Origin of the sequence: Pseudomonas sp. VE 267-6A, assembly GCF_024126555.1 — a bacterium.
Classification (GTDB): Bacteria; Pseudomonadota; Gammaproteobacteria; order Pseudomonadales; family Pseudomonadaceae; genus Aquipseudomonas; species Aquipseudomonas palmensis.
Genome location: NZ_JAMYBY010000027.1, coordinates 47362 through 58468, shown reverse-complemented (window position 1 = coordinate 58468; position 11107 = coordinate 47362). Strand labels below are relative to the sequence as shown.

The window sequence follows — 11107 nt, the reverse complement described above, 5'->3', positions numbered from 1 at the left end:
GGGAGGCGAATTCTACAGCGTTACAACCTGCTGTCAACCACCTTTTTCACCGCTGCCGATCTTTCGATCGAAGCACCTCCAGCCTGACCTGAAACGTCCAACTCGTTGATATTCAAGGAGTTTTTCGTTCCGACTGCGCCGGAAGTGGGGCGAATTATAGAGAGATTAAATTGTGCGTCAAGGGTTTATTTCAAAATAACCTCGGCACATAGGTCAGCATGAGCATTTCAAGACTGAAGCGTCTTTTTCAGGTAGTAGCGCTGATAACCAGGCGGGCAATCCTCCAGCATCCCCATGATGTGGTATCCCTGCTTCTGGTAGAAGTCAGGGGCCTGGAAGCTATAGGTATAAAGAAACAAACCGGTGCAGCCCCGCGCCCGCGCCTCCTCTTCGGCTCGCATCAGCAGTTCGCTGCCCAACCCATGACCGCGTGCGGCATCGCTCAACCAGAAGTAGTCGATATAGAGCCAACCCATTGCGAAATGACCGAACAGCCCACCTCTCACCCGGCCCCCGCCATCGCGGGCATACAGCTGGAAATCTTCATAGGTGTAAGGGCCGATCTGTTCGATGTTGAAGCGGCGCAGCCCTTCACGCACCACTGCCATGGCATCGGCGTCAGCGCCCAGGGTGAATCGGTAAGGGGCATCTGTCATAAGCTCTCCTGTGCGGCATTGGACTACATGAGTACGCTGCGAGCCTGCAGGCGCCGGCTCGCAGCGGATGTTAAATCGAAATTCGGGTTCACAGGTAGGAGGCTCGCCAGGGCGCAGCACGAACGTCAGCCAAGGTAGCGAATCATGCGCAGAAACGAGGAGGGATGGATGGAGCAGAAGAAGAGAAGGTAAAGCGCAGGAAGCAGCCAGCCCTCGAACGAAGGATGGTGTCCCAGGCAGGGTTCGAACCTGCAACCTTCCCCTTAGGAGGGGGATGCTCTATCCAATTGAGCTACTGAGACATGCGTCTGGCGTACATGGCCCGCCATACGGAACGGCGAGCATGTTACCCAGCGAGCCAGGATTTGTCATGTCGTCTCTGCGCTTTTTACCAGTAGGTGGTTTCCAGCCTCAGGCACGTACGCCTGCCTCCTGCAAAACCATCAGCAGGCGGCGCACTGCATCGTCAAGACTGGTCGAGTTGTCCACCCGCCGGACCCGATCATCAACCTGTGTCATAGACTGCTGGTTGCGCGCCATTCGCTGCTCGATCTCGTGCTGCCCCTCCCTGCCCCGTTGAAGCAATCGCCCGCGCAATACCTGCGGATTCACACAAAGCAATATGGGCAACAGGTCCGGGTACTTCGCCTGCGCCACCGGCAGGTGCGCGCGCGACCCGTTGACCATCACGTGCCAGCCTTCGGCAAGCCACACATCTATATAAGCAGGAACCCCATAAGCCAACCCATTGGCGCGCCACTGCAGGGCAAATTCGCCACGGTCAGCCATCTGCTCGAACTGCTGGACCGATACGGCGACTGCGTCCTCCCCCACCGCCTCGGCGGAGCGAGTGATGACACGCTTAGGAATGCGCACCTGGCTTGCCAGCAAAAGCTCACGCGCCGCATCCAGAAGACTGTCCTTGCCGGCACCGGACGGCCCCATCAAATAGATCACCCTGCCCGCCCCCGCCAAGGGAACGTCGCTTGCGTCATACTGCATAGCCACTATGCTCAGAGAAAGGAAAGCTCGCGCATTTTAGGCGCATTGCACGGTCTTTGCGCCTTTGCCGGTGATGAAAAGTCGAGCCGCCGAGGTGGCCAGGCCGAGCGCCAAATGAAAACTTTTCAAACCAGTGCGCATTTCTGATAATTGGTACTGGCATAACGCCTTTACCCAGTTCAATATTTGTCACAGAATTGACGCCAAGGAACTGGCGACACTGAGGCATGATGAAGACCTCATTCGTACTCCAGGTTGAACATTTTGTCTTAACGATGGTCGTAACACTCATCGTGCGGCCGATTTCGAGAACCGCTTCCCCCTGAACTAAACCGGTCAATTATATGCGCCCAATGAAACAGGCTATCTACTCAAGCCGCACCGCTGACAAATTTGTCGTCCGCCTGCCAGACGGAATGCGTGAGCGCATTGCCGAGGTTGCGCGTAACCACCACCGCAGCATGAACTCCGAGATCATTGCACGCCTGGAGCAGAGCCTTATTCAGGAAGGTGCACTGGGCGACGAGCTGAGCATGCGCCTGGACAGCCCAGAGCTGTCACTGCACGAACGTGAACTGCTGCAACGCTTCCGCCAGCTGTCCCATCGCCAGCAAAATGCTCTGGTCGCACTGATCGCCCATGACGTCGAGATGGCCGCAGACGCTTCCTGATTCCACCCACGCACAAAAAAGCCAGCTTTCGCTGGCTTTTTTTATGCCTTGCCTTTTTACAGCAAGAAGATCGTAGCAAGGCCCAGGAAGATGAAGAACCCGCCACTGTCGGTCATGGCAGTGATCATCACACTTGCGCCCATCGCAGGATCGCGACCCATTCGAGCAAGCGTCATCGGGATAAGAACGCCCATCAGGGCCGCCAACAGCAGGTTCAGGGTCATCGCCGCAGTCATCACTACCCCCAGCGACCAGCTGCCATAGAGCAGGTAGGCCACAACGCCGATCACGCCCCCCCACACCAGGCCATTGATCAAGGCCACCGCAAGCTCCTTGCGCATCAATCGCGCAGTATTGCCCGGGCTGACCTGATCGAGCGCCATGGCACGTACGATCATGGTAATGGTCTGGTTGCCGGAGTTGCCCCCGATACCGGCCACGATGGGCATCAGTGCAGCCAACGCCACCAGCTTCTCGATCGACCCCTCGAACAGGCCGATCACTCGCGAAGCGACAAAGGCCGTGATCAGGTTGATTGCCAGCCATGCCCAACGGTTGCGAAGCGAACGCCAGACCGAGGCGAAGATGTCTTCCTCCTCACGCAGACCCGCCATGTTGAGGACTTCGTTCTCGCTTTCCTCACGGATCAGGTCGACCATTTCGTCGATGGTCAAACGGCCGATCAGGCGATCGCTCTTGTCCACCACCGGTGCCGAAATCAGGTCATAGCGCTCAAAGGCCTGTGCCGCATCGTAGGCGTCTTCATCGGGATGAAAACTCACCGGGTCACTGGCCATCACCTCGGCAACCTGCTTGTCGGGGTCGTTCACCAGCAGCCGCTTGATGGGCAACACACCCTTGAGCTTGCCGTCGTAATCGACCACGAACAGTTTGTCGGTATGGCTTGGCAGCTCCTTGAGCCGGCGCAGGTAACGCAACACCACCTCAAGGCTGACGTCCTCGCGGATGGTCACCATCTCGAAGTCCATCAAGGCACCGACCTGGTCCTCGTCATAGCTCAACGCGGAGCGTACGCGCTCACGCTGCTGGGCATCGAGGGTTTCCATCAGCTCATGCACGACGTCGCGCGGCAGCTCCGGCGCAAGGTCGGCCAGCTCGTCGGCGTCCATCTCCTTGGCAGCGGCAAGCAGCTCGTGATCGTCCATGTCGGCGATCAGGGTTTCCCGAACCGAATCGGATACCTCGAGCAGGATGTCACCATCACGCTCGGCCTTGACCAGTTGCCAGACCGTCAGACGATCATCCAGCGGCAGGGCTTCGAGAATGTAGGCAACGTCAGCGGAGTGCAGATCATCGAGCTTGCGTTGCAGCTCGACCAGATTCTGGCGGTGTACGAGATTTTCGACCCGATCGTTATGGTGCCCTTCCTGACGATGTGTCAGGTCTTCGACCACTCGTTGGCGCTGCAGCAATTCGACCACCTGGGCCAGGCGATCCTGCAGGCTTTCTTGCGATTTTTTTACTTCACTTTCGGTCATACGCGTACTCCACTCCCAGCAGCGGAGCACGCCAGGAGAATCAATCAGTCAGATCGTGATTGGCAAAACAAGCTATTGAGTAACTACTGGGTAAGTCCATGGTGGTATTCCACAAGCCCCGGCGGAGCTGACGGGCGCAATCATACACGGCTTGGGCTGCTCGGGCTGAAAATATTGGCCAGAACAATCGCTTGCGAGATAAAGCTGTGACAACGTACAGCTCTGACAGTGCGACGGCTGGCACACCCCAAAGAACACATTGAAGACGCAAAAGTTAGCAGAGGCCGGTAAACGCATCGATGACAGTTTATTCATCGCGCCTTACGGAAAAGTGAAAAGCCGAAAAGCAGAAGGCCCGCTCAAAAAGCGGGCCTTCTGTTGTATGGTGCACTCGACAGGATTCGAACCTGTGACCGCTCGGTTCGTAGCCGAGTACTCTATCCAGCTGAGCTACGAGTGCAGGGTTGGTACTTGATGGACCAGATCACCTCTGGTTGAAACTGAGGCAACTTCCAGACTGGAAACTACTTCGTCGTATGGTGCACTCGACAGGATTCGAACCTGTGACCGCTCGGTTCGTAGCCGAGTACTCTATCCAGCTGAGCTACGAGTGCATTTGTTGCCGCGCATTATAGACCGCTTAATCGATTTGCCAACCACTTTTTCGTTTAATTTCAACTACTTAGCGATTCAAGCAAGATTACAGCGCCCTACATGAATAATGGCGGAGAAGGGGGGATTCGAACCCCCGATACCCTTGTGAGGTATACTCCCTTAGCAGGGGAGCGCCTTCGGCCACTCGGCCACCTCTCCGCAACACGGGGCGTATAATAACCAGAGCCTTCCCCGTTTGCAAACCCTTTTTTGAAAAAATATCGATAAAAATTAATGGGTTGGTTCTTCGTCCTTCTCTTTCTTGATCCGCAGGTAGATTTCCTCACGGTGCACGGCCACTTCCTTGGGCGCGTTCACCCCAATCCGTACCTGGTTTCCTTTGACGCCGAGCACGGTCACGGTGATTTCGCCGTCGCCAATTATCAGGCTCTCTGCGCACCGACGAGTCAGAATCAACATACCTTTCTCCTCACGCAATTCAGTTCAGGGATAACAGTCTGCAAAAAAAGGGCTTCAACCCGCCGCCAGAACAGCGGCGGACCTACGCCTGAACGTTGACCGACACCCGACAACCCACAGGTTTCTTGTGCCGTTCAAAAACACGAAGGGCGCGGCCAGGCCGCGCCCCAGTGAGCACAACGCTTACTCGCCCTGACGGGAAGGCGCGTCGAGTTCGAAAGCGGTGTGCAAGGCACGCACAGCCAGTTCCAGGTACTTCTCTTCGATAACCACCGACACCTTGATTTCCGAAGTGGAGATCATCTGGATGTTGATGCTCTCCTTGGCCAGCGATTCGAACATGCGGCTGGCAACGCCCGCATGCGAGCGCATGCCCACACCCACGATCGATACCTTGGCGATCTTGGTATCACCCACCACTTCGCGGGCATTGAGCTTCAGGGCGGTTTCACCCAGTACCTTCTGCGCCTTTTCGTAATCGTTGCGGTGTACGGTGAAGGTGAAGTCGGTGGTGTTATCGTGCGAAACGTTCTGCACGATCATGTCGACTTCGATATTGGCTGCACTGATGGGGCCCAGAATCCCGAATGCCACACCCGGGGTATCCGGCACACCGCGAATGGTCAGCTTGGCTTCATCGCGATTGAAGGCGATGCCGGAAATGATCGGCTGTTCCATGGATTCCTCTTCATCAATAGTAATGAGGGTACCCGGACCCTCCTGAAAACTGTGCAGTACACGCAGCGGTACGTTGTACTTGCCGGCAAACTCCACGGCCCGAATCTGCAGCACCTTGGACCCGAGGCTGGCCATTTCCAGCATCTCTTCGAAAGTGATCTTGTCCAGCCGCTGCGCCTGGGACACCACGCGCGGGTCGGTGGTATAGACACCATCGACGTCGGTGTAGATCTGGCACTCGTCAGCCTTCAATGCAGCCGCCAAGGCCACGCCGGTGGTATCGGAACCGCCACGCCCCAGCGTGGTGATGCTGCCGTGCTCGTCAACGCCCTGGAAACCGGCTACCACGACCACGCGACCTGCCTTGAGGTCGGCACGAATCTTCTGATCATCGATCTGCAGGATGCGCGCCTTGTTGTGCGCACTGTCGGTGAGAATACGCACCTGGTTGCCGGTGTAGGACACCGCAGGCACACCCCGCTTGATCAGCGCCATGGCCAGCAACGCGATGGTCACCTGCTCGCCGGTGGACACGATCACGTCCAGCTCGCGCGGAACCGGCTGATCGCTGATTTGCCTCGCCAGCTCGATCAGACGATTGGTTTCCCCGCTCATTGCCGACAGCACGACCACCAGGTCGTCGCCAGCCTCGCGGAACTTCTTCACCTTGTCGGCAACCTGTTCGATGCGCTCGACCGTGCCCACCGAGGTGCCGCCAAATTTCTGTACGATCAACGCCATTTCAAAGCCGCCTCAGCCCGTGAAGGGCACCCAATAAACACAATTACCCAACGCCAGGGCCCGCCATCGGATGGCGGGCCACCGGGCGCTTCAGACACCCTGTTCTACGAATGGCACGGTCAGAGCCAGTGCACCGTCCAACGCTGCGGCATCCACGCCACCGCCTTGCGCCATGTCCGGACGACCACCGCCTTTGCCGCCCACCGCTGCAGCGGCTTGCTTCATCAGATCACCGGCTTTGAGTTGGCCGGTCAGGTCCTTGGTCACGCCTGCGACCAGTACGACCTTTTCTTCGTGGACACTGCCGAGCAGGATCACTGCGCGGCCGAGTTTGTTCTTCAACTGGTCGACCAGGGCCAGCAAGGCTTTGCCGTCCTGTCCGTCCAGACGCGCGGCCAGCACCTTGACGCCCTTGACGTCGACTGCGCTGGCAGACAGGTCATCGCCGGCAGCACTGGCGGCCTTGGCCTGCAGTTGCTCCAGTTGCTTTTCCAGCTGACGGTTGCGCTCGAGCACCGCCGACAGCTTGTCGACCAGGTTCTCGCGGCTGCCCTTGACCAGCTGGGCAGCTTCCTTGAGCTGCTCTTCGGCAGCGTTCAGGTAGGCCAGTGCGGCGGCGCCAGTGACCGCTTCGATACGACGCACCCCGGAGGCCACACCGCCTTCGCTGATGATCTTGAGCAGACCGATATCGCCGGTGCGCTTGGCATGGATGCCGCCGCACAGCTCGACGGAGAAATCACCGCCCATGCTCAGCACGCGCACGCTGTCGCCATACTTCTCGCCGAACAGCGCCATGGCGCCCTTCTGCTTGGCAGTCTCGATGTCGGTCTCTTCGGTCATGACCTCGGTGTTGTTGCGCACTTCGCGGTTGACGATGTCTTCCAGCGCCTTGAGCTGCTCTGGCTTGACCGCCTCGAAATGGCTGAAGTCAAAACGCAGGCGCTGGCTGTCGACCAGCGAGCCTTTCTGTTGTACGTGCTCGCCCAGCACCTGACGCAATGCCGCGTGCAGCAGGTGGGTGGCCGAGTGATTGAGCGAGGTGGCATGACGAACCTGCGCATCGACCCGGGTTTCAACCTGGGCACCGACGCTCAGCTTGCCGCTGGCAACCACACCGTGGTGCAGGAAGGCACCGCCGGTCTTGGTGGTGTCACGGACATCGAAGCGGACGGCACCGGCCTGCAGGTACCCGCAGTCACCCACCTGGCCGCCGGACTCGGCGTAGAACGGCGTGCGGTCGAGGATCACCACACCCTCCTCGCCTTCACCCAGCTGCTCGACGGCCTTGCCGTCCTTGTACAGTGCAACGACGCTGGCAGCGCCTTCGGTGGTGGCATAACCGGTGAATTCGGTGGCCACATCGACCTTGACCAGGGTGTTGTAGTCCAGGCCGAAGGCGCTGGCCGAACGCGCGCGCTCACGCTGCGCCTCCATCTCGCGCTCGAAACCGACTTCGTCGATGGTCAGGCTGCGCTCACGGGCGATGTCGGCCGTCAGGTCCATCGGGAAACCGTAGGTGTCATACAGTTTGAACACCACGTCACCGGGCACCACGCTGCCCTTGAGTTCGGCCAGGTCCTGCTCGAGGATCTTCAGGCCCTGTTCCAGGGTCTTGGCAAACTGCTCTTCCTCGGCCTTGAGCACGCGCTCGATGTTGGCCTGCTGCTGCTTGAGTTCCGGGAACGCCTCGCCCATCTCGGCAACCAGCGCCGCAACGATCTTGTAGAAGAAGCTGCCGGTGGCACCGAGCTTGTTGCCGTGACGGCAGGCGCGACGAATGATGCGACGCAGCACGTAGCCACGGCCTTCGTTGGAAGGCAGCACGCCATCAGCAATCAGGAAGCTGCACGAACGAATGTGGTCCGACACTACCTTGAGCGACGACTGGTCTTCGTTGCTGCAGCCGATGGCGGCAGCCGACGCGCTCAGCAGGTTCTTGAACAGGTCGATTTCATAGTTCGAATGCACATGCTGCATCACCGCACTGATGCGCTCCAGGCCCATGCCGGTGTCCACCGACGGTGCAGGCAGCGGGTGCAGCACGCCGTCGGCAGTGCGGTTGAACTGCATGAAGACGTTGTTCCAGATCTCGATGTAACGGTCACCGTCTTCTTCCGGCGAGCCTGGCGGGCCACCCCAGATGTCGGCGCCGTGGTCATAGAAGATCTCGGTGCAGGGGCCGCACGGGCCGGTATCGCCCATGGTCCAGAAGTTGTCCGAGGCGTAGGGCGCGCCCTTGTTGTCGCCAATGCGCACCATGCGCTCGGCCGGCACACCGATGTGCTGGGTCCAGATGTCGTAGGCCTCGTCATCGGTGGCATACACGGTGACCCAGAGCTTTTCCTTGGGCAGTTGCAGCACGCCGGTGAGGAAGGTCCAGGCGTAGGTGATGGCATCACGCTTGAAATAGTCGCCGAAACTGAAGTTGCCCAGCATTTCGAAGAACGTATGGTGACGCGCGGTATACCCGACGTTTTCCAGGTCGCTGTTCTTGCCGCCGGCGCGCACGCACTTCTGGCTGCTGGTGGCGCGGGTGTACGCGCGCTTTTCCTGGCCAAGGAAGCAGTCCTTGAACTGGTTCATCCCCGCGTTGGTGAACAGCAGGGTCGGGTCGTTGCCCGGGATCAAGGAGCTGGAGGCAACTCGGGTATGGCCCTGCTCTTCGAAGAAGCGAAGGAAGGCTTCACGGATTTCTGCGCTTTTCATAGGTTCTTCCACGGAAACGGCGGCCTGCGTCAAATTGACGAAACGACGGCAAAGGGCCGCATTATATCGAGCCTTAACACGAGGTGCAGTGAGTTTATACATCGCCAACCGCCATTTGAGGATGAAATGACCTTCATCCGGCGCGGTTTGCTTAGCAGGCTATACGTTCTGCCGACATCTATGCTACAACGTGTGCGTCGCCAGCCACTGGCGGCACGTTCTCAGGGCGGGGTGCAATTCCCCACCGGCGGTAATTGCGCCCATTGCGCATAGCCCGCGAGCGCTTGCAGGCAACCCTGCAAGGTCAGCAGACCCGGTGTGATTCCGGGGCCGACGGTCATAGTCCGGATAAAGAGAGAGCGGGATAGGCACGCGAGTGCCTGCGTCTGCACATCTGCGCAACGACAATCCCCTTCGATCCACTGCCCTGTTTCTCATACAAACAGGAGTTCGTTTCAATGCAAGCTACCCCAATCGACAGCAAAGGCCATCACAACGATCGCATCGCCTTCGTCCAGGCCTGCTGGCACAAGGATATTGTTGACCAGAGCCGCAAGGGTTTCGTCGAAGAGATGGCCAAGCAAGGCTATCAGCTGAGCGATATCGACTTCTATGAAGTCGGCGGTGCCTTCGAAATCCCGCTGCACGCCAAGCTGCTGGCCCGCAGCGGCCGTTACGCCGGCATCGTGGCTGCAGGCCTGGTGGTGGACGGCGGCCTGTACCGCCATGAGTTCGTCGCCCAGTCGGTGATCAGCGGCCTGATGCAGGTGCAGCTGGAAACCGAAGTGCCGGTGTTCTCGGTGGTACTGACCCCTCATCACTTCCATGCCGGCGACGAGCACCAGAAGTTCTTCTTCGATCACTTCGTGCACAAGGGCGCCGAAGCGGCAGTGACCTGCGCCGACACCCTGCTCAAGCTGCGCTCGCTGCGCCGCAATGAAGTACCGCAGAAGATGGCGGGCTGATTGCACTGCCCCTTTCGCCGGCAGAGCCGGCTGCTACGGGATGCGCGACACCTGTAGCAGCCGGCCTTGCCGGCGAAGGTGTTTCATCTTCAGACCAACTGCTCATCCGACGCAGGCACGATCAGCATCCCCGCACGCAGCCCGTTCTTCACCTTGGGGTTCGGGAAAATGATCCGCGCGCCCTCCTCCTCGACAACCCAGCGCGTCTCGGCCAGGTCCTCGGCCAGCAGATACCCTCTGGAAAGCTCGGAAAAGTTCTCGATATCCGCCGGCAGGTGCAGGTGGAAGCTGTCGCTGTGCTTGATGATCTCGCGCGCGACGCTGAACAGTTGCAGCCCGCCGATCCCTTCATCTTCAGCCGGCTCGTTACCCTCGATGATCGCCCTGAGCCGCGCTTCGAGCTTGCCGAGCTTGATCTCGCCGTTCTGGCCGAACGGCCGCGCCTTGCCCAGCTCGAGGGTGAACGCTTCGGCCCCCAGGGTTTCGTAGGTGAATGCGGTAAAGGTGATCGAAGGCTTGCTCTGCAGCAGCACAGCCTGCATGCCAGCGGCGCGCAAGCGAGCAAGTTCTCGACGCGAGTGCTGACGGCCTTCCTTGTAGGGATACAGCGCAAACTGCTCGATCTTGGAGCCGCGAATGGCGGTGTGCAGGTCATAGTGCAGGCGGGTACGGCCCTCTTTATAGAAAAAAAAGGCCGTTGCCAGACGCTCCAGCGCACAGGCACGCAATGCCTCGACACCACTGGACTGCTCATGACGCCGGTTGAACAGACGGTTGACGTCGTGCTCGATATACCGCGCGCCCGTGCGCATCGCCTCGGGGTTGCCGAACAGGAACAGCACACGCGCCCGCGGCTTGATCTCCCCCCTGGCAATGCCATGCAGGAGTTCGTCGAGCAACTCGATCGGTGCAGTCTCGTTGCCATGAATACCCGCAGACAGCAGCAGGTCCATGCCATCGTCACGCCCCTCGGGCGGGGTCACTTCAAGCGCCCCCTCGTCGAGCCAGCGCATGCGCACGCCTTCGACAGTCAGCTGGGTCTTCTCTGCCGGTTCACGACCGGCAAGGGTCAGTTCAAGCAGTTTGCCGAGGGCGAGCATGGGCGGTGTTCC

General features: G+C 59.2%; 9 protein-coding genes, 4 tRNA genes and 1 riboswitch. Of the genes, 2 read left to right on the top strand and 11 right to left on the bottom strand.

Annotated elements, in window-relative coordinates:
* Positions 1 to 227: 227 nt before the first annotated feature.
* The 3 genes from NJH59_RS24380 to phnN form a co-directional block, all read right to left on the bottom strand.
* Positions 228 to 656, bottom strand: a complete 429-nt coding sequence (locus NJH59_RS24380) for a GNAT family N-acetyltransferase (protein WP_253087412.1) — start codon at positions 654 to 656, stop codon at positions 228 to 230.
* 225 nt (positions 657 to 881) lie between these two features.
* Positions 882 to 958: transfer RNA gene (locus tag NJH59_RS24375), tRNA-Arg, on the bottom strand.
* A gap of 109 nt (positions 959 to 1067) precedes the next feature.
* Complete coding sequence (gene phnN, locus NJH59_RS24370; RefSeq protein ID WP_253087411.1) at positions 1068 to 1658, bottom strand: phosphonate metabolism protein/1,5-bisphosphokinase (PRPP-forming) PhnN; 591 nt, start codon at positions 1656 to 1658, stop codon at positions 1068 to 1070.
* A 344-nt stretch (positions 1659 to 2002) separates the two neighbouring features.
* Between phnN and NJH59_RS24365 the strand changes: the two genes are divergently transcribed.
* Positions 2003 to 2329: an Arc family DNA-binding protein gene (locus tag NJH59_RS24365; RefSeq protein ID WP_003254499.1), complete on the top strand. Its 327-nt coding sequence runs from the start codon at positions 2003 to 2005 to the stop codon at positions 2327 to 2329.
* Positions 2330 to 2385: 56 nt separating this feature from the next.
* Here NJH59_RS24365 and mgtE read toward each other — a convergent pair whose 3' ends face one another.
* From mgtE to alaS, 7 genes are all read right to left on the bottom strand, one after another.
* Complete coding sequence (gene mgtE, locus NJH59_RS24360; RefSeq protein ID WP_043860297.1) at positions 2386 to 3828, bottom strand: magnesium transporter; 1443 nt, start codon at positions 3826 to 3828, stop codon at positions 2386 to 2388.
* Positions 3829 to 4211: 383 nt separating this feature from the next.
* Positions 4212 to 4288, bottom strand: a tRNA-Arg gene (locus tag NJH59_RS24355).
* A 77-nt stretch (positions 4289 to 4365) separates the two neighbouring features.
* Positions 4366 to 4442, bottom strand: a tRNA-Arg gene (locus NJH59_RS24350).
* Positions 4443 to 4550: 108 nt separating this feature from the next.
* A tRNA-Ser gene (locus NJH59_RS24345) sits at positions 4551 to 4641 on the bottom strand.
* A 72-nt stretch (positions 4642 to 4713) separates the two neighbouring features.
* Positions 4714 to 4902, bottom strand: coding sequence for a carbon storage regulator CsrA (csrA, locus tag NJH59_RS24340; RefSeq protein ID WP_010226667.1), 189 nt, complete (start codon positions 4900 to 4902; stop codon positions 4714 to 4716).
* A 183-nt stretch (positions 4903 to 5085) separates the two neighbouring features.
* Entirely contained in the window at positions 5086 to 6321 is a 1236-nt protein-coding gene (locus tag NJH59_RS24335) for an aspartate kinase (protein WP_043860296.1), read from the bottom strand.
* A gap of 90 nt (positions 6322 to 6411) precedes the next feature.
* Positions 6412 to 9030 carry an alanine--tRNA ligase gene (gene alaS, locus NJH59_RS24330; protein ID WP_043860295.1) on the bottom strand — a complete coding sequence of 873 codons (2619 nt, stop codon included), beginning with the start codon at positions 9028 to 9030 and terminating at the stop codon, positions 6412 to 6414.
* Positions 9031 to 9243: 213 nt separating this feature from the next.
* A riboswitch (FMN riboswitch) is annotated at positions 9244 to 9395 on the top strand.
* Positions 9396 to 9488: 93 nt separating this feature from the next.
* On the opposite strand from alaS, the gene NJH59_RS24325 reads away from it, so the two are divergent.
* Positions 9489 to 9995 (top strand): 6,7-dimethyl-8-ribityllumazine synthase, encoded by a 507-nt coding sequence (locus tag NJH59_RS24325; RefSeq protein ID WP_043860294.1) that lies wholly within the window; start codon positions 9489 to 9491, stop codon positions 9993 to 9995.
* An 89-nt stretch (positions 9996 to 10084) separates the two neighbouring features.
* On the opposite strand, the gene astE is transcribed toward NJH59_RS24325, so the two are convergent.
* Positions 10085 to 11095, bottom strand: a complete 1011-nt coding sequence (astE, locus tag NJH59_RS24320) for a succinylglutamate desuccinylase (protein ID WP_058540770.1) — start codon at positions 11093 to 11095, stop codon at positions 10085 to 10087.
* Positions 11096 to 11107 lie beyond the last annotated feature (12 nt).

Bases quoted from the DNA above. Each gene is read 5' to 3' on its own strand.
- alaS (WP_043860295.1), bottom strand. From the start codon at position 9,030: ATGAAAAGCGCAGAAATCCGTGAAGCCTTCCTTCGCTTCTTCGAAGAG.
- NJH59_RS24335 (WP_043860296.1), bottom strand. From the start codon at position 6,321: ATGGCGTTGATCGTACAGAAATTTGGCGGCACCTCGGTGGGCACGGTC.
- mgtE (WP_043860297.1), bottom strand. From the start codon at position 3,828: ATGACCGAAAGTGAAGTAAAAAAATCGCAAGAAAGCCTGCAGGATCGC.
- NJH59_RS24365 (WP_003254499.1), top strand. From the start codon at position 2,003: ATGCGCCCAATGAAACAGGCTATCTACTCAAGCCGCACCGCTGACAAA.
- NJH59_RS24380 (WP_253087412.1), bottom strand. From the start codon at position 656: ATGACAGATGCCCCTTACCGATTCACCCTGGGCGCTGACGCCGATGCC.
- NJH59_RS24325 (WP_043860294.1), top strand. From the start codon at position 9,489: ATGCAAGCTACCCCAATCGACAGCAAAGGCCATCACAACGATCGCATC.
- astE (WP_058540770.1), bottom strand. From the start codon at position 11,095: ATGCTCGCCCTCGGCAAACTGCTTGAACTGACCCTTGCCGGTCGTGAA.
- csrA (WP_010226667.1), bottom strand. From the start codon at position 4,902: ATGTTGATTCTGACTCGTCGGTGCGCAGAGAGCCTGATAATTGGCGAC.
- phnN (WP_253087411.1), bottom strand. From the start codon at position 1,658: ATGCAGTATGACGCAAGCGACGTTCCCTTGGCGGGGGCGGGCAGGGTG.